This is a genomic window from Arthrobacter sp. T572 (assembly GCF_056780115.1).
Genome location: NZ_JBRAZQ010000002.1, coordinates 2,081,927 through 2,099,471, shown reverse-complemented (window position 1 = coordinate 2,099,471; position 17,545 = coordinate 2,081,927). Strand labels below are relative to the sequence as shown.

The following is a 17,545-nucleotide window of genomic DNA, read 5'->3' as shown; positions in this document are numbered from 1 at the left end:
GGATCCATGAGTGTAATCCGCCCTGCCACCGTTGAAGACGTCCCTGCAATCCTCCGTATGATCCACGACCTCGCGATCTACGAGAAGGAACCGGACGCCGTCAAGAACACCCCGGAGAAACTGGCCGATGTCCTGTTCGGTGAGAACCCGCGGGTGTATGCAACCATTGCCGCGAACGCCGCCGGAGCGGTGCAGGGCTTCGCGTTGTGGTTCCTTAATTACTCCACGTGGGAGGGTGTCCACGGCATCTACCTGGAAGACCTCTACGTGGTTCCGGAAGCACGCGGAGAAGGTCACGGGAAGGCTCTCCTGCAGCACCTGGCAGCGACCGCCGTCGAACGTGGCTACGCCCGGGTGGAGTGGAGCGTTCTGGACTGGAACGAACCCTCCATCAACTTCTACAAGGGCCTGGGTGCAGTCCCCATGGAGGAATGGTCAACCTTCCGGCTGACGGGCAGTGCCCTTGAGTCCTTCGGGAGCAGGGACGGCGCCGGCAAGGCACTCGCTCATGGTTGATCTCCGCAGCACCCCGGCGGCCGTGCACACCATCAAGGCCCGGCACGAGTTCCGTGGCCTGAGAACGGCTGAGCATTTTTTCACGGTCCCGCTGGTGCATGGTCCGGACAGTGCCGGCGAAACCATCACCGTGTTCGCCAGGGAGTACTCCTCCCTTGAACACAGTGCAGCGGAGGCCGCCGACCTCCCCTGGCTGCTCTTCCTGCAAGGCGGTCCAGGCGGCCGGGGCAACCGCGTCACTTCCCTGTCCGGATGGATGAAAGCCGCGGCGCGTGACTTCCGTATCCTGATGCTGGACCAACGTGGAACGGGGCTGTCGACGCCTGTTGAGCAGCAATCACTGGCGCTCAGGGGCGATGTCAGCGCCCAGGCCGAATACCTGACCCACTTCCGCGCAGACTCGATCGTGGCGGACGCCGAATTCATCCGCGGTGTCCTTGGCTCGGAACCGTGGACGGTCCTGGGACAAAGTTTTGGTGGCTTCTGCGCCTTGACTTACCTGTCCTTCGCACCGGAAGGGCTGCGGGAAGTCCTCATCACCGGTGGGCTGGCTCCCCTGCATGGCCCGGCGGACCGGGTCTACCGTGCTACGTTCCGCCGCGTTGCGGCCCGCAACGAGGAGTACTTCCACTGGTATCCGGGAGACCGCGGCATCGTCACCCGGATCGCCCGGCATCTCGAGGTTCAGCCGGAGTTCCTGCCCAGTGGCGAGAGGTTGACGCCGGAGCGTTTCCAGATGGTGGGATCGTTCCTGGGCGGCAACACGCGTGTCCATGCACTGCACTACCTGCTCGAGGACGCCTTCATCCCCACCCCGGCGGGAGACAGGCTGTCCCAGGTATTCCTGGAGCAGGTGCACAGCCAGGTCAGCCGCGCAGCCAACCCCTTGTACGCCGTGCTCCATGAGTCGATTTACGGACAGGGCGAGGCTACGGACTGGGCGGCCTGGCGCGTGCTGGAAGACTTCCCGGAGTTCCTGCCGGGGGCAGAGCATCCACTGCTGACGGGCGAAATGGTCTATCCCTGGTACTTCGAGCAGGACCCGGCACTGGTGCCGCTGGGACCAGTGGCCGAAAAGCTGGCTGCGATCAAGGACTGGGCACCCCTTTACGACCTCCAGCAGCTTGCCGTCAACACTGTTCCAGTGGCAGCCGCAGTGTACCGGGACGACATCTACGTTGACCACGATCTGTCGCTCGAGACCGCGTCGTCGGTCCGTGGCCTCCAGCCGTGGGTCACCGATGAATTCCATCATGACGGTATCGGTGAGGACGGAGAGGGCATTTTCCGGCGGCTCTTGGGCATGGTCCGGGCAGGCTGACCGTCGCGGGCAGCCGGATTATGCCGCCTGCTCCGTGGCAGGTCCGTCAAGCGGGCCCTGCGGGGGCACCTGCGAACCACTCCGTGCCGCGGTGGTGAGGGTAATCGCCAGCACCGCCGCGGCCAGTGCACCGGAAACGATGTTGAGGCCCTGGTAGCCGATCCATGCAAGGATGACGCCCGAGGTGGCCCCGCCCAAGGCTCCCGCAGCACCCATGAGGGTATCCGATACGCCTTGTACCGTCACCCGCTGGTCATCGGCAACACTCTCGGCCAGCAGCGTTGACCCGGCGATCGTGGCGGCCGACCACCCGAGGCCCAGGCTGATCAGGCCAAGGGTGACGAGTACCGGCTCGTGCTGCCCGAATCCTGCAACCACGACGGCCACGAGCAGCAGGCCGTAGCCCATGGCGATTGTCTGGAGCCGTCCTGCCTTGTCCGTGAGCCATCCCCACACCGGTGACAACGCGAACATGCCGGCGATGTGCAGGGAGATGGTCAGGCCGATGACCACCAGCGCATCGGTGCTGTCCGTGGCTGCATGGTGGCCTGAGTGGGAGCCGGCCAGCATCTGCTGAAGGTGCAAAGGCGTCATGGACATGACGGCAACCATGATGCCATGGGCGCCAATGACGGCCGCGAGGGCAAGCCCTGCCCGTGGGGATGACCGGATGGCCGCGAGTCCTGAACGGATGCTGCCCCTGGCCGCGGATGCGGCCGGGCCGGCGGCTTCGGACGCGAGCCGGCGCGCCAGCAGGAGCGGGTCCGGGCGCAGCCCGAAGAAGAGCACTGCCGCGGCCAGGAACAGGCCGACCGCCGAGAAGACAAAGGGTCCTGCGATGGGCGGCAGCCCCAGGGCTTCGCCTACCACAGCTCCTGGCTGGATCAGGTTGGGCCCGGCTACTGCTCCGATGGTGATAGCCCAGACAACGATGGAGAGCGACCGTCCGCGGTGTTCCGCATCAGCGAGGTCGACGGCGGCAAACCGCGCCTGGAGATTGGCTGCGGTACCAAGCCCCAGCAGCGCTGCCCCCAGCAGCAGGAGCAGGAAGGACGCCGCCACCACCGACCACATGATCAGCAAAGCGCCAACCAGTGCGGACACCAGGCCCGTCACCAGTCCAACCCTTCTGCCCCGCCGTTCTGCGAGCCGTGCCAACGGCAAGGCAGTGAGGGCCGCGGCGAGCGTCAGCACCGTGGTGATCGATCCCGCCCAGGCTTCCGATCCTGACAGGTCCACAGCAAGCAAGGAGCCAATGGACAGCGTGGCACCATTGCCAATACCGCTGAGGAGCTGGGCAGACCCCAGCAGGAAAACAGTACGGCGCTGGACCCCTTGGGGGTCCAGCGCCGTAGGAGAAATGGTAGTCACCTCATGAGACTACAACTTCCCGTGGCCGGTTACTCGGCTTCGCTCATGCTCTTGCGGGCATCTTCTTCGAGACGCTCGTCGATCTTGGCCTGGCGTGCTGCCGGGCTCAGCAGGCTCGCCACCACGGCGATGACGATCGTGCCCACGATCACACCCAGGGAAACGAAGGTGGGGATCTCCGGAGCCCATTCGATGTGCTGGCCGCCGTTGATGAACGGCAACTCGTTGACATGCATGGCGTGCAGGACCAGCTTCACACCGATGAACGCGAGGATCACGGACAGGGCGTGCTTGAGGTAGATCAGGCGGTTCATCAGGCCACCCAGCAGGAAGTACAGCTGGCGAAGTCCCATGAGCGCGAAGATATTGGCGGTGAACACAATGAAGGCGCTTTGGGTGAGGCCGAAGATCGCCGGGATGGAGTCCACGGCAAAAAGGAGGTCCGTCATGCCGATCGTGATGAACACGATGAGCATGGGGGTGAAGACCTTCTTGCCATTGACCGTGGTGCGGATCTTGCCGCCGTCGAAAGTCTCCGACATGGGCAGAACCTTGCGCAGGCGGGTGATCAGCGCGTTTTCGGTGTTTTCCTCATCCTCGCCGGAATCCTTGGCCTGCTTCCAGGCGGTCCAGAGCAGGAACGCACCGAAGATGTAGAACACCCAGCTGAACTGCTCGATGACCACGGCACCGAGGGCAATGAAAATGCCGCGCAGGATCAGGGCAATGATGATGCCCACCATCAGCACTTCCTGCTGGTACTTCCTGGGCACAGAGAACCGGGCCATGATGATGATGAAGACGAAGAGGTTGTCGATACTGAGGCTGTACTCAGTGACCCAGCCTGCGATGAATTGTCCACCGTATTCGTGGCCGGCGAAGAAGAACATCGCAACAGCGAAGATCAGTGCCAGTGTCACGTAGAAGGCGACCCAGAGGCCGGCTTCCTTCATGGACGGTTCGTGGGGACGCTTGACGACCAGCAGGAGGTCGATCAGCAGGATGATTCCGAGGACGACAAAGGAGCCGACCTCAAACCAAACGGGAAGCTGCATGAAAATGCCTTTCGCAGGGTACGGGAAAGCGGTGTAAGTCTCTCCGGCCTGCCGGGTGCGGTGATGGCGATGCGGCGGCCCGCTACGTCCGGCGAGGCATCTGTGCCTTGCGTGCTGACGATCGTAGCGCTTGGGATACTCCCCTACGTGACCTAAACCTTACCTTAGGCGTGCCCTGCGGATTGCATCTGGCGTAATTCGCGCTTCAACTCCTTGACTTCGTCGCGGATCCTTGCCGCAACTTCGAACTGCAGTTCGGCGGCCGCGCCGTGCATCTGTTCCGTCAGTTGTTCGATCAGCCCGACGAGGTCCTCGGCCGGCGCCGCCGCGAGGCCGTCCTGCCGGACAGCCGCAGCAGCCTTGGCTGTGGACTTGCTGCGCTTGCCACCCTTGGCCAGGCGGTTGTTGTTCAGCAGTTCCTGGGTATCGGCGTCTTCCTTCGCCAACTGGTCGGTGATGTCCGCGATCTTCTTCCGCAGGGGCTGCGGATCGATGCCGTTGTCCTTGTTGTACTTCACCTGGATGGCGCGGCGCCGGTTGGTCTCGTCGATGGCCTGGGCCATGGAGTCGGTGATCTTGTCCGCGTACATGTGCACCTGCCCCGAGACGTTTCGGGCGGCACGGCCAATGGTCTGGATGAGCGACGTGGACGAGCGGAGGAATCCTTCCTTGTCAGCGTCGAGGATACTGACGAGGGACACTTCCGGAAGGTCAAGGCCCTCACGCAGCAGGTTGATGCCCACCAGGACGTCAAAGACCCCCATCCTGAGCTCACGGAGCAGTTCAACCCTTCGCAGGGTGTCTACGTCCGAGTGCAGGTATTCCACCTTTACGCCGTGGCCTACAAGGTAGTCTGTGAGGTCTTCGGCCATCCTCTTGGTCAGGGTGGTCACCAGTACGCGTTCGTCCTTGGCGGTGCGGATCCTGATTTCGTCCAGGAGGTCGTCGATCTGCCCCTTGGTGGGCTTGACTACTACCTCCGGGTCCACCAGGCCTGTGGGGCGGATGATCTGCTGGACGAAGCCGTCCGCCTTGCCGAGCTCGTATTTGCCGGGAGTTGCCGAGAGGTAGACGGTCTGGCCAATCCGTTCCAGGAACTCATCCCATTTGAGCGGGCGGTTGTCCATCGCTGACGGGAGCCGGAAGCCGAAGTCCACCAGGTTCCGCTTGCGGGACATGTCCCCCTCGTACATGGCACCGATCTGGGGGATGGTCACGTGGGATTCATCAACCACCAGCAGGAAGTCGTCCGGGAAGTAGTCCAGCAGGCAATGGGGAGCCGTGCCCGGTGCGCGGCCGTCAATGTGCGCCGAGTAGTTTTCGATGCCGTTGCAGAAACCCATCTGCTGCATCATCTCGAGGTCATACGTGGTGCGCATGCGCAGCCTTTGGGCCTCCACCAGCTTGTTCTGGCTTTCCAGGACCTTCAGGCGGTCGGCCAGCTCATCTTCAATCCTCTTGATGGCACGGGACATCCGTTCCGGACCGGCTACGTAGTGGGATGCGGGGAAGACGTACATCTCGTCCTCGTCCCGGAGGACCTCGCCAGTGAGCGGGTGGAGCGTCTGGATATTCTCGATCTCGTCGCCAAAGAATTCGATCCGGATCGCCAGTTCCTCATACATCGGGATGATCTCCACGGTGTCTCCACGGACGCGGAAGGTGCCGCGATGGAAGTCCATGTCGTTCCGGGTGTACTGCATGGAGACGAACTTGCGCAGGAGGTGGTCACGGTTGAGCTCCATCCCCCGCCGCAGCGTCACCATCCCGGCGATGTACTCTTCCGGCGTACCCAGGCCGTAGATGCAGGAGACGGTAGCGACCACCACGACGTCGCGCCGAGTAAGCAATGCATTGGTTGCCGAGTGCCGGAGCCGTTCCACTTCTTCGTTGATGGAGGAGTCCTTCTCAATGAAGGTGTCAGTCTGCGCCACGTAGGCTTCCGGCTGGTAGTAGTCGTAATAGGAGACGAAGTACTCCACGGCGTTGTTGGGCAGCAGCTCACGGAATTCGTTGGCGAGCTGCGCCGCAAGCGTCTTGTTCTGGACCAGCACGAGGGTGGGCCGCTGCACCTGTTCGATGAGCCAGGCGGTGGTGGCGCTCTTGCCGGTACCGGTGGCGCCCAGCAGGACGACGTCCTTCTCGCCATTCCTGATTCGCTCCGTCAGTTCGGCAATGGCTGCCGGCTGGTCGCCCGCCGGGCTGTATTCGCTGATGACCTCAAACGGCGCGACGACACGGTTGATCTCCTGGGCAAGGCTCATGATGTTAATCTACCCCTGCCCACGGACAGCTACTGTCCGGGATTGCCGCTGGAGTGATGAGGAGCATACGACGGCGGCGCCCACCCCGTGCGGGCGGCCCACTCTTCCATGGCCGGCCAGGCGATGTCGGTGAACCAAGGCTCCTTGGCCTCCGCATAGGCAGCGGTGCCTTGGACATCCGCGAATTCTGCCGCAAGGCCGCGCTTGTGCGATGCGTACAGCGCACGGGCCGCTGCGTCGGATCGGAGCCAGTCCCTGAACATCAGGGCATACCTCCACCCCGGGGAACCTGCTGCGCGAACATGAAGGTTTACCGGACGCCCGGGATCGGCGTTGGCGTGGAACCGTTTCTCCCACAGCGACGGGTCCGAGAGGGAAGGTTTGGGAGTGTCCCGGTTGGCGTGCGGCACTGCGGGAAAACCAGCCGCAGCAAGCAGTGGAGCGATCCTGTCGGCTGTTCCCATATCTGCCACGGCGACCTGGAGGTCGATGACATCCTTGGCCGCAAGCCCCGGTACAGAAGTTGAACCCACGTGGTCCACCGCCTGGATGTCCTCCCCTGCCGCCAGTCGTATCCGGGCCGCGAGCCGCGCTGCTGCCCGTTCCCAGACGGGGTCGGCCTCCACCAGGACAGCTCCCTCCGTTCTCGGGGCACGCACACCGGCTGCCAGGTTCCCCGCGAACGGGACCAGCCGGTGAAACCACAGGGAATCCACGCTGCGAAGGAGTTCTTCACGGCTCCCCGAGTTGTCCAAGACCACGTCGGCTGCAGAGATCCGGTCATCCCGGGACGCCTGCGCCGCCATGCGCGCATACGCGTCGGCTTCCTGCATGCCACGCAAATCCACCATCCGCCGCAAGCGGACATCGTCAGGGGCATCCACCACCACCACCAGGTGGAAGCTGCTCCCCTGCCCTGTTTCGACCAGCAGCGGAATGTCCTGCACCACGATGTCGCCCTGCGCCGCCCCCTCCAGGATTTGTGCAGCCGACGCGCGGACCAATGGATGGATGATGCTGTTGAGCACCTCCCGCCTGGCTGGGTCGCGGAAGACGATGGCGCCCAGTTCCGCACGGTTCAGCCGTCCGCTGACATCCAGGATCTGGTCACCGAAGGCCTCCACTACCCGGCCGAGGCCGGGGGTTCCTGGTTCCACCACCTGCCGCGCCAGGAGGTCCGCGTCAATGAGGGTGGCGCCCAACTCCTGCAGCCTCGCAGCCACCAACGACTTTCCCGAGGCGATGCCGCCCGTCAGCCCTATTTTCAGCACCCCTCCACACTAGACTGAAGCGGTGGATTTTTCGGAAGACAGCCTTGCGACGAGCTACACCACCCTGGCGGCCGGGCCGGACTTCCGCCACGAGCTTGAGGTCCGCCGCTCACGGTTCATCACCGTCCTGCGGCGGTCTCCGGATGAGGAAACGGCGCGGTCGCTGGTGTCCGAACTGCGCAGGGAATTCCACGACGCCAGGCATCATTGCTCCGCTTTCGTGATCGGTCCGGACCGGATGACGCAGCGGTCGTCCGACGACGGCGAACCGTCCGGGACGGCAGGCATCCCGATGTTGGAAGCACTGGTCAAACGTGAGACGGCAGTCGGAGTGGCCGACCTCAGCGACATCGGTGCCGTCGTCGTGCGCTATTTTGGCGGCATCCTGCTGGGTGCCGGTGGGCTGGTGCGGGCGTATTCGGAGTCCGTCTCCGCCGCACTGGAGACGGCGCCGCTGGTACGGCGGAAGCGATTGCGGCTGTGCGATGTGGGGGTGCGGCACGCCGATGCCGGGCGGCTCGAAAACGAATTGCGCAGCAGCGGCTTCGTGATGGCGGAGACAGAGTACCAGGCGGGGCAGGCCGTTCTTCGGGTGGCGCTTCCGGATGAAGCGGAGGCGATCGGGGAAGCACAGGCACGCGTTGCAGCCTTCACTGCCGGCAGCTCTGTCCTGGAGCCCCGGAGCACTGAGTGGATCGACGTACCCCGCTGACCAACGGCCGCGCCACGCACACTAATGCACCACGCACACTAATGCACCACGCAGACACATTCGCCTCGCAGACAAACGCACCTCGCAGACAAAGCAGAAGGACCCCTGCCGTGCGGCAGGGGTCCTTCTTTGGCTATTCAGCCCAACCCGTGAGGGTGGCCGAAATCAGTTGCCGGTGAGCTTCTCGCGCAGAGCAGCGAGGGCTTCGTCGGAAGCCAGCGTACCCGCGTTGGACTCGGCAGCAGCCGGCTCCGAGGAGTAGCTGGTAGCGCCGGAGTCGCCTTCGCCGGACGTTGCAGCAGCAGCGTCGTCAGCAGCGTGCTGGGCAACCTGCTTCTTGTGGGCTTCCCAACGGGTCTGGGCGTCAGCGTACTGCTGCTCCCAAGCGGCACGCTGTGCCTCGTAGCCCTCGAGCCATTCGTTCGACTCGGGGTCGAAGCCCTCGGGGTACTTGTAGTTGCCCTCTTCGTCGTACTCAGCGGCCATGCCGTACAGAGCGGGATCGAACTCGGTGCTGTCAGCGTCAACGCCCTCGTTTGCCTGCTTGAGGGAGAGGGAGATGCGGCGGCGCTCGAGGTCGATGTCGATGACCTTGACGAACAGTTCGTCACCAACGGAGACAACCTGCTCGGCGAGTTCCACGTGGCGGACAGCCAGCTCGGAGATGTGGACCAGGCCTTCGATGCCGTCTTCGACGCGAACGAACGCACCGAACGGAACGAGCTTGGTGACCTTACCCGGAACAACCTGGCCGAGGGCGTGGGTGCGGGCGAAGGTCTGCCACGGATCTTCCTGCGTAGCCTTGAGCGACAGGGAAACACGCTCGCGGTCCAGGTCGACCTCGAGAACCTCGACGGTGACTTCCTGGCCAACTTCGACAACCTCGGACGGGTGGTCGATGTGCTTCCAGGAGAGCTCGGAAACGTGGACGAGGCCGTCTACGCCGCCAAGGTCCACGAAGGCACCGAAGTTGACGATGGAGGAAACGACGCCCGGACGGACCTGGCCCTTTTCCAGCTTGTTGAGGAACGTGGAGCGGACCTCGGACTGGGTCTGCTCGAGCCATGCACGGCGGGACAGCACAACGTTGTTGCGGTTCTTGTCCAGCTCGATGATCTTGGCTTCGATCTGCTGACCGATGTACGGAGCGAGGTCGCGGACGCGACGCATTTCGACGAGGGATGCCGGCAGGAAGCCGCGCAGTCCGATGTCCAGGATGAGGCCACCCTTGACAACCTCGATGACGGTACCGGTAACGACGCCGTCTTCTTCCTTGACCTTCTCGATGTCGCCCCAGGCGCGCTCGTACTGTGCGCGCTTCTTGGAGAGGATCAGACGGCCTTCTTTGTCTTCCTTGGTGAGAACCAGGGCTTCGACCTGGTCGCCAACGGCAACGACTTCGCCGGGGTCGACGTCGTGCTTGATGGAAAGCTCACGGGAAGGGATGACACCTTCGGTCTTGTAACCGATGTCGAGCAGGACTTCGTCGCGGTCGACCTTGACGACGGTACCTTCGACGAGGTCTCCGTCGTTGAAGTACTTGATGGTGGCGTCGACGGCTGCGAGGAAGTCCTCAGCGGTGCCGATGTCGTTGATTGCGACGACGGGGGCACCGGGCTTCTCGGTGGAGGTGATGGTCATGTAGTAGGGGCTCCGTTGTGGATAGTATGTCGGTCAGGCAAACCGCTGCCGCCCGGCTCCGGACGGCAGAACACGGCACAGTGCCGGGTCATCCTGATTTGTGGATTGTTACAAAATGGCTGCGCGCACGTAGTACACGCCCGTTTATTGTAGTGGATTCCGCAAAGCATGGTCAAAAAGGGCGGTGCCGCCGCGACCCCGCCTGCCGTGGTCCTGGCCGGCGGTGGATGCCCACCACGGTGGAGCTAGAAGTGCGTAAGGCAGTGGGCCGGCCGTTCGACGGCAAACAACTGCCGGGCCTCCAGCGCTGCCCCGCTCCGGTGTTCCCTGATCCGCCCCGCGGCGGCAAGGGTTACCGGTGACACCGCGCCAAGGTAGATCGACCCAAGATCAGCGATGTCAAGACTGACATCAGGCTGCCCGTCCTGGACTTCCCGCACGCTGGCGGAAGCACCGCCGTCGGCCTTCACCTCCCAGGTGCCGCCAGCCAGGCCAAGGGGGTCCGCGACCTGCAGGACAAGCCGTCCCGCCACCGGATAGTGCCGGGACGACAATGCGGCCGGTACGTCGAGGATGCGCAGCCACAACATGTCGCGGATATCCGATGCGTCGATGCAGCGCGGGTCCTCCAGCGCCCATGCCAAAGGATCGTCGACCGGTGCCTCTGCCCAGGTGACCTGGTCAATGAGGTCGATGCTCCCCAGGAACCGCCAGAGATCCAGGTAGGCAGCGTCCGTGCCTGCCACGATGTCAACGATGTCCATGGTGTAGGGCTTTGAATCCCAGCCCTTGAAGCGGTAGGAAACATAGCCATCGAGGCCGCCATCGGCGTCGTAGTGCAGGGCGCAGCGGACCGAGGTGTCGGGCTTGCCGTCCTGCCCCAGGGATCCGGACGCAAGAAGCCGGTAATACTCCTGGCGCCCCACCGACCCGGGCGTTGAGCGCTGGACGCGGTCAAAGAGCGCAGGGGCGATCTCCAGGAGGACTGCCGGATCTGCCACCTCGACCGAACCCGAAGCCTCTCCCCTGGGACGGAACCGGGGCCCCGTATCCACGGTGATGCTCCGTTCGAAGGTTGCGACTCCAAACCCGAACCGGCCGTAGATGGTGCCCTCGGAGGCCGTGAGCGCGGCAATCGCCAAGCCGTCGTCCTTGGCCGCCTCAAGGTCGGCCGTGATCATGCCGCGCAGGATGCCGTTGCGGCGGTGGGTGCCGCGAACCGTTACGGAGGTCACCAGGTTTGCCTCCACCTGATTCCCGAAACCAACGTTCAGCTGCTTGCGCATGGTGGCATAGGTGGCCACCGGAACGCCGGAGTCCAGGGAATGATCGGGCACGGTGCCCGTGACGTAGACGCCGGTCAGCTCGCGTTCATCGGTGCGGTAGGCAGCCAGGGTCCTGGCCACATACTCCTCATCACGGCGCTGCTGGTGGAACCCGTGGGAAACGGCCTGCACCCATGCGGTGCTGCGGCCGTAGTCGGCGGCATCCGGGTGGGCGGCCGGGAATCGTTGGACGGTGTATTTGGCGGGAGTCGTTACTTTGGGATCAGCCACTCCCCGAGCCTAACCAGACGCGCAAGGGCGCGCCACCACAGCGGCGGCGCGCCCTTGCGGCGTGGAACCTGCCTGCTAGTGCCCGGCCTCGTGCCAGCTGGATCCGACACCGATCTGGACCTCCAGCGGCACGGAAAGCTCTGCGGCGGCGCCCATTTGTTCCGCCACGAGCTTCTCCACGGCTTCCCGCTCACCGGGAGCGACTTCGAGGACGAGTTCGTCATGGACCTGGAGGAGCATCCTCGACTTAAGTCCCTGTCCCTCCAGCTCTGCCGCCACGCCCAGCATGGCGCGCTTGATGATGTCCGCGGCCGAACCCTGGATCGGTGAGTTCAGCGCAATGCGTTCCGCGGCTTCGCGTGCCTGGCGGTTGGTGCTGGTCAGGTCCGGCAGGTAGCGCCGGCGGCCTTCGATGGTGGCGGTGTAGCCGTCTACGCGGGCCTGGTCCACCACGCCGCGCAGGTAGTCGCGGACGCCGCCGAAGCGGTCGAAGTAGTCCTTCATGAGGGTACGGGCCTCGTCCACGGAAATTTCCAGTTGCTTGGAAAGGCCGAAGGACGTCAGTCCGTACGCCAGGCCATAGGACATCGCCTTGACCTTGGAGCGCATGGCGCTGGTTACCTCGGCCGGGGCCACGTTGAAGATCCGGGAACCGACAAAGCGGTGCAGGTCCTCGCCGTCACGGTACGCCTGGATGAGGGCTTCATCCCCGGACAGATGTGCCATGATGCGCATCTCGATCTGCGAATAGTCTGCGGACAGCAGGCACTCGTAGCCTTCGCTGACCATGAACACGCCCCTGACCCGGCGTCCTTCCTCGCTGCGCACCGGGATGTTCTGCAGGTTGGGGTTGTTGGAGGAGATGCGGCCGGTGGCTGCGATGTTCTGGGCATAGGTGGTGTGGATGCGGGCGTCGTCGGCGACCGACTTCTTGAGGGTTTCCACCATCTGGGCCAGCTTGGAGGACTCGCGGTGCGCCATGAGCTGGACCAGGAACTCATGCCCGGTCTTTTCCAGCAGCGCCTTGAGGGAGGCGGCATCCGTGGTGTAGCCGGACTTGATCTTCTTGGTCTTGGGCAGGCCAAGTTCCTCGAACAATACGGTCTGCAGCTGCTTGGGCGAGCCCAGGTTGACCTCGTGCCCGATCGCGGCGAACGCCTGTTCCTGGGCGCTCTCAATGACTTTGCCGAGGTCGGCCAATTGCTCGTTCATGCGTTCCATGGACACGTAGATGCCCGTGAGTTCCATCTGCGCCAGTACCCGCGCCACCGGGAGTTCGAGCGTGGTGAGCAGCGCGTCCGCCTTGCGCTCGGCAAGTTCCTTTTCGAAGTGCTTGCTGAGGGCGTGCACGACGGCGGCCTGCTGGATAAGTGCCGCGGCGGCGGCCTGGTCCGTGCCGCCTGCGAGGTCCAGTTCCAGCTGGCCCGATGGCGCAGTTGCCGGGGCGAGGGTGATCTTGAGGTGCACCTGGGCCAGTTCCGCGAGGTCGTAGCTGCGCCGGTCAGGCTGGATCAAGTAGCCGGAGATGGAGGTGTCGTCCACCACGCCTTCCAAGCTGAGGCCACGGTTGTGCAGCGCCTTCAGGGCAGCCTTGAACTCATGCAGGACCTTGGCTTCCTCGGGGTCCTTCAGCCAGGCGGCGAGTACGGACTCCGCCGCAGCGTCCAGCCCGGTGAGGTCGATGTAGGCTGCGGCGTTGTTCCGGACGACCGCGATGGCCACGGCGTCCTCACCAACGCGGCCCGGGACAGGCTGTACCGCGAGGGCGGAGCGGACTCCCGAACCGGCCGCGAAGAAAGCCTCCAATTCCGCGGCGCCGGCCAACGAGGCGAAGTCCGGGGTATCGATGCTGTCAGGAGCGGACCCGGCGGTGTCGTCCCCGTACAGATCAAAGAGCCTGGTGCGCAGCGTCCTGAATTCCAGCTCCTCGAAAAGGTCTTCGATGGCCTGGCGGTCCGGCCTTGGCTCGTGGAGGTCGGCCAGGGAAACAGGCAGGTCCAGGTCCGTCAGGAGCTGGTTCAACCGGCGGTTGCGCTTGACGTTCTCAACGTTTTCCTTGAGGGCGCCGCCCACCTTGCCGCCGATGGCGTCGAGGTTTTCCAGGATGCCTTCAAGTCCACCGTAAAGGTTGATCCATTTGGCTGCAGTCTTGGGTCCCACACCGGGAACGCCCGGGAGGTTGTCCGCGGACTCGCCCACGAGCGCCGCCAGGTCCGAGTAAAACGCAGGCTTGACGAAGTACTTCTCCTCGATGGCGGCGGCATCGAGCTTGGGAATGTTGCTGACCCCCTGCTTGGGGTAGAGCACGAACACGTTGTCGTTGATCAGCTGGAAGGAGTCGCGGTCTCCGGAGACCAGAAGGACCTCAAAGCCTTCGGCATCAGCCTTGGACGCGAGGGTGGCCAGGATGTCATCCGCCTCATAGCCAGGGAGTGCGATGGTTTTGATGCCCCAGGCCTCCATGACCCTGGCGATCAGCCCGATCTGGCCCTGGAACTCAGCCGGAGTAGCGTTGCGGCCGCCTTTGTACTCGCTGTACTCCGCTTTGCGGAACGTGGTGTCATCCGAGACATCGAAAGCAACGGCGACATGGGTTGGTTTCTGGTCCTTGATGAGGTTGATCAGCATGGACGTGAAGCCGTGGACAGCGTTGGTGTGCTGTCCACGCGCCGTGGAAAAGTTCTCGGCCGGCAAAGCGTAAAAAGCGCGGAAAGCCATGGAGTGGCCATCCAGGACCAGCAACCTGGGCCGCCCCTCCCCCGCCGTGGCAAGGGAATCCGATGTTGAGGGATTGGGGGCTGTTGCAATGGCGGCAGCCTGGGCCGATGGAACCTGGTCCGGTTTGGTTGTTTCACTCACAGGTGCCAGCCTAGTTGGCATGATGGACAATTTCACGCCGAACCGGTTTCTGGACGAGCTCAACCAGGCAGGTATTCCGGAAGAGTTCCACGAGTGGCTTTCCGGCCATGGTGTGGGCGCCCTGGTGGTCAAGATGGGCATCCGCTTCACGGAACTCAGCGCCGGACGTACGGTGGCCACGATGCCTGTTGAGGGCAATACGCAGGTGGCCGGAATCCTCCATGGCGGCGCCCACGTGGTACTGGCAGAGACGCTGGGTTCGTTTGCGGCCTCCCTCCACGCTGGAAAGGGCCGGCACGCTGTGGGCATCGAGGTCGGCGCCACCCATCACCGTTCCATCGCCAGCGGAACCGTCACGGGTACGTGCACCGCGATCCACCTCGGCGGCACCCTGGCCACCCACGAGATCGTCATCACCGACGAAAAGGGCCGCAGGCTTTCCACCGCCCGGATCACCAACATGATCCGGGACAACCGTCCCTGACCGCCGGCGTCACCGTGCCGGGCCGCTATGTCCTGCTGCCCGGCATCCGGTAGTGCAGTTCGGCTGCTGCCCCGCCAAGGATCCGTGACGAGACCAACTCCAGGGGCGCCGTCGGGCCTTTGAGCGGCAGCAGCCGCTTCCCGGAGCCCAGGACCACGGGAATGATGGTGACAATGATCTCGTGGAGCAGCCCTGCGTCGGCGAACTGCGCCACCAGGTCTCCGCCACCCACCAGCCAGACGTTTTTGTCACCGGCATCGGCCACCAGGTCCGGCGCAAACTCGCGGACATCGCCGCGGACGAACGTGACGTTGGATCCGGCAGGGGCCGCGTATTCATGGTGCGTGAAGACCCAGCACGGCATGTCCGGATACGGCCACTTTCCGGCTTCGTGCTCCACGAGCCACCGGTACGTGTCCCCACCCATGACAATGCACCCCACACCGGCAAAAAAGGATTCGTAACTGCCGCTGACGCCCTCCACCTGGTCGAACTGGAGGAGCCAGCCAAGGTCGTCCTCGGGGGATGCAATGAACCCGTCAATGGTGGACGCAACGTAGTACTGGAAGTTGGGCATGGCCCCAGACTAGTCAGTCGGCCCCCGGGTTCCCATACTCCACGCGGACGCTGCCGTTATCCGGCAGGACCACCACCCGGCCGGAGGTCAGCGTCCACCCTTCATTGAGCAGGAAGATGCGGCCACCACTCACCACCAGGAGCCGCAGCCCGGTGTAGCGGTAGAGCGGACCGGCTTCGTTGCCTACGGAATCCTCGCGGACGTTCGGCACGGTGACAGCCAGCCGCTCCTTGCTGTACACCACGGCGGTGGGCAGTTGTCCGGACCTCTGCTGGTAGTCCACGGCCGCGCCCCGCCCCAGTGCCTGGGCATAATCCGAGGTACCCCAGAACAGCAGGAGCGTGACCAGGACGAAGACCAGAGACCGTTCAAGCCCGTGCGGCCCCCGCGCAGGGGTGTCGTGCACGGGGGCCGCACGGTGGCGGACGTTCAGGCCCCACGCGCCGACCACCAAGGCCGCGGCGATGAGGAAGGGAACATACAACAGGATGCGTCCGGGCTGGGTGACCACAAGGATCCAGAGGACTGCTGCCGCCGCAAAGCCGACGACCGTCACGGCCAACGCGATGGACCTGACCAGCGTCCTGTGTTTTCCGGCCTGCAGGACCCGTACCACCGCCCGGTCCAGCATCAGGCACAACAGACCGATCACCACCAGCCAGGCCAACGGCTGGAACAGCGACTGAATGCTCCGCAGGATGAAGTCCTGCACCGTGTAGCCGAACAAGCTGACATCCAGTCCCATGGATTTCGCCTGGGCATCGGTGCGGGCCCACCCGAAGTAGACCAGGAGCGCAGTGGCCACCGTGAGGGGCGGACCGATGACCGAGAGGACTTCAAGGGTCCGTTTCCAGCGCAGGTTCCCTGCCTCTGCCTCCTCAGGGGTGCTCACGGTGTTGCCGTGGCGGTTGCGGAAGCGGACGGCGCCACAGCAGGGCTGGAGGACGTTGATGGCTGGGGAGCCGGCGTGCCGGTGGGCCCGGCAGATGCACTTGGCCCGGGAGCGTCCTCATAGTAGAAGGTCACGGTGCCCGCAACATCCACGGTGTCGGTGATGGAGATCCTGACGGAACTCCGGCCTTCTGCCGGCGGCATCCGCAGGTACAGGGTCTCGTAGTCGCCGAACCCGGCCACTTTCTCCGGGAAAGCCGGCGCCCCATCGAACAGGATGTCTTCCACACGCACGTAGTAACCGTCCAGCCTGACGATCGTTCCACCCTCACGTGGTCCCGATGCCCGGGTCAATCCCGCAACGGGCCGCAGGTTTTCGTCCACCACCGTGAGTCCGCTGAGGATTCTGGGGCACGCCTGGCCGGGTGCGGTGACAGCCCTTAGCGGCACTCCCGGATTGCTGCGGTGCTGGGCAAGGAGCGAGGCCGATGCGGCGGCCACCGTGTATTCGAGGCACTGTGTCTGGGGTACGCGGGGCGTCGCGGCAACCGCGGCCGCGGCCCGTTGCCAGTCGTCCTGGCTCCCTGTTCGGAGGGCTTTGCAGACGGCGGCACCCGCCACCCAGACCTGGACGCCTTCCTGGCCCTGGAGGCTTTGGGCCAGCTCATCGCACTGGAACTGCTGCAGTTGCAGGTACCGCTGGCCCGATGTGGGATCGCTGGGACCTACCGGACCCAGCGGAACCCACTGCACCACAGGCGCTTCCACGGGCGGCGCGCCGGGCCCGGCCGGTCCCGGCGGCTGGACAGCTGTAGGCACGACGGCGGGCGGCTGGGTTGTGGGGGCGGCGGTGGTTGCTGCCGGCGCAGGATCGGGCGAGGGTACGTCCGGAGCGGACGTTGGGGGCAGGCAGGCAGTCAGAAGCACCATCAGGACCGGCGCGAGCGCAGTCCCGATGATGTGGCCCCTGGATCGGCTCGCCATGAAAGCCCCACATCCGCCGGAATCATGAGCAGCGTTACAGCTA

General features: G+C 64.3%; 14 protein-coding genes. 4 read left to right on the top strand and 10 right to left on the bottom strand.

Going from position 1 to position 17,545, the window contains the following annotated elements; translation table 11 throughout:
* The first annotated feature begins 6 nt into the window (after positions 1–6).
* Both ACUYMZ_RS10890 and ACUYMZ_RS10885 read left to right on the top strand, forming a co-directional pair.
* Positions 7–516: a GNAT family N-acetyltransferase gene (locus ACUYMZ_RS10890; protein ID WP_426002571.1), complete on the top strand. Its 510-nt coding sequence runs from the start codon at positions 7–9 to the stop codon at positions 514–516.
* Positions 509–1,837, top strand: coding sequence for an alpha/beta fold hydrolase (locus tag ACUYMZ_RS10885; protein ID WP_426002570.1), 1,329 nt, complete (start codon positions 509–511; stop codon positions 1,835–1,837). The genes ACUYMZ_RS10890 and ACUYMZ_RS10885 overlap by 8 nt, the downstream gene beginning before the upstream one ends.
* An 18-nt stretch (positions 1,838–1,855) precedes the next feature.
* On the opposite strand, the gene ACUYMZ_RS10880 is transcribed toward ACUYMZ_RS10885, so the two are convergent.
* The 4 genes from ACUYMZ_RS10880 to coaE all read right to left on the bottom strand — a co-directional run bounded on the left by ACUYMZ_RS10880 (position 1,856) and on the right by coaE (position 7,798).
* Positions 1,856–3,208 (bottom strand): MFS transporter, encoded by a 1,353-nt coding sequence (locus tag ACUYMZ_RS10880; RefSeq protein ID WP_481603291.1) that lies wholly within the window; start codon positions 3,206–3,208, stop codon positions 1,856–1,858.
* Between the two features lie 29 nt (positions 3,209–3,237).
* Positions 3,238–4,263 carry a TerC family protein gene (locus ACUYMZ_RS10875; RefSeq protein WP_442422705.1) on the bottom strand — a complete coding sequence of 342 codons (1,026 nt, stop codon included), beginning with the start codon at positions 4,261–4,263 and terminating at the stop codon, positions 3,238–3,240.
* A gap of 164 nt (positions 4,264–4,427) precedes the next feature.
* A complete protein-coding gene (gene uvrB, locus ACUYMZ_RS10870) occupies positions 4,428–6,527 on the bottom strand; it encodes an excinuclease ABC subunit UvrB (RefSeq protein WP_426002565.1) in 2,100 nt (699 codons plus the stop codon).
* Between the two features lie 29 nt (positions 6,528–6,556).
* A complete protein-coding gene (coaE, locus tag ACUYMZ_RS10865; RefSeq protein WP_481603289.1) occupies positions 6,557–7,798 on the bottom strand; it encodes a dephospho-CoA kinase in 1,242 nt (413 codons plus the stop codon).
* A gap of 22 nt (positions 7,799–7,820) precedes the next feature.
* Here coaE and ACUYMZ_RS10860 point away from each other — a divergent pair, with 22 nt between their 5' ends.
* Positions 7,821–8,510, top strand: a complete 690-nt coding sequence (locus ACUYMZ_RS10860) for an IMPACT family protein (protein ID WP_481603287.1) — start codon at positions 7,821–7,823, stop codon at positions 8,508–8,510.
* 165 nt (positions 8,511–8,675) lie between these two features.
* On the opposite strand, the gene rpsA is transcribed toward ACUYMZ_RS10860, so the two are convergent.
* The 3 genes from rpsA to polA all read right to left on the bottom strand — a co-directional run bounded on the left by rpsA (position 8,676) and on the right by polA (position 14,425).
* Positions 8,676–10,151: a 30S ribosomal protein S1 gene (rpsA, locus tag ACUYMZ_RS10855; RefSeq protein WP_021470388.1), complete on the bottom strand. Its 1,476-nt coding sequence runs from the start codon at positions 10,149–10,151 to the stop codon at positions 8,676–8,678.
* Positions 10,152–10,396: 245 nt separating this feature from the next.
* Positions 10,397–11,707 carry a GNAT family N-acetyltransferase gene (locus tag ACUYMZ_RS10850; RefSeq protein WP_481603284.1) on the bottom strand — a complete coding sequence of 437 codons (1,311 nt, stop codon included), beginning with the start codon at positions 11,705–11,707 and terminating at the stop codon, positions 10,397–10,399.
* Positions 11,708–11,782: 75 nt separating this feature from the next.
* Entirely contained in the window at positions 11,783–14,425 is a 2,643-nt protein-coding gene (polA, locus tag ACUYMZ_RS10845) for a DNA polymerase I (protein WP_426007530.1), read from the bottom strand.
* Positions 14,426–14,585: 160 nt separating this feature from the next.
* Between polA and ACUYMZ_RS10840 the strand changes: the two genes are divergently transcribed.
* Complete coding sequence (locus ACUYMZ_RS10840; RefSeq protein ID WP_426002559.1) at positions 14,586–15,050, top strand: hotdog fold thioesterase; 465 nt, start codon at positions 14,586–14,588, stop codon at positions 15,048–15,050.
* 25 nt (positions 15,051–15,075) lie between these two features.
* Here ACUYMZ_RS10840 and ACUYMZ_RS10835 read toward each other — a convergent pair whose 3' ends face one another.
* Genes ACUYMZ_RS10835 through ACUYMZ_RS10825 form a run of 3 tightly spaced genes read right to left on the bottom strand, consistent with a single transcriptional unit; the run spans position 15,076 to position 17,502 of the window.
* Positions 15,076–15,627, bottom strand: a complete 552-nt coding sequence (locus ACUYMZ_RS10835) for a dihydrofolate reductase family protein (protein ID WP_481603282.1) — start codon at positions 15,625–15,627, stop codon at positions 15,076–15,078.
* A gap of 13 nt (positions 15,628–15,640) precedes the next feature.
* Entirely contained in the window at positions 15,641–16,519 is an 879-nt protein-coding gene (locus tag ACUYMZ_RS10830; RefSeq protein ID WP_481603280.1) for a hypothetical protein, read from the bottom strand.
* The gene (locus tag ACUYMZ_RS10825) at positions 16,516–17,502 is read right to left on the bottom strand and encodes a hypothetical protein (RefSeq protein ID WP_426002555.1); all 987 of its coding nucleotides are present in this window, start codon (positions 17,500–17,502) and stop codon (positions 16,516–16,518) included. The genes ACUYMZ_RS10830 and ACUYMZ_RS10825 overlap by 4 nt, the downstream gene beginning before the upstream one ends.
* Positions 17,503–17,545: the final 43 nt, after the last annotated feature.

Coding starts and splice junctions, on each gene's coding strand:
- ACUYMZ_RS10890 (WP_426002571.1), top strand. CDS start 7: ATGAGTGTAATCCGCCCTGCCACCGTTGAAGACGTCCCTGCAATCCTC.
- ACUYMZ_RS10885 (WP_426002570.1), top strand. CDS start 509: ATGGTTGATCTCCGCAGCACCCCGGCGGCCGTGCACACCATCAAGGCC.
- ACUYMZ_RS10875 (WP_442422705.1), bottom strand. CDS start 4,263: ATGCAGCTTCCCGTTTGGTTTGAGGTCGGCTCCTTTGTCGTCCTCGGA.
- uvrB (WP_426002565.1), bottom strand. CDS start 6,527: ATGAGCCTTGCCCAGGAGATCAACCGTGTCGTCGCGCCGTTTGAGGTC.
- rpsA (WP_021470388.1), bottom strand. CDS start 10,151: ATGACCATCACCTCCACCGAGAAGCCCGGTGCCCCCGTCGTCGCAATC.
- polA (WP_426007530.1), bottom strand. CDS start 14,425: ATGGCTTTCCGCGCTTTTTACGCTTTGCCGGCCGAGAACTTTTCCACG.
- ACUYMZ_RS10840 (WP_426002559.1), top strand. CDS start 14,586: ATGATGGACAATTTCACGCCGAACCGGTTTCTGGACGAGCTCAACCAG.
- ACUYMZ_RS10835 (WP_481603282.1), bottom strand. CDS start 15,627: ATGCCCAACTTCCAGTACTACGTTGCGTCCACCATTGACGGGTTCATT.
- ACUYMZ_RS10825 (WP_426002555.1), bottom strand. CDS start 17,502: ATGGCGAGCCGATCCAGGGGCCACATCATCGGGACTGCGCTCGCGCCG.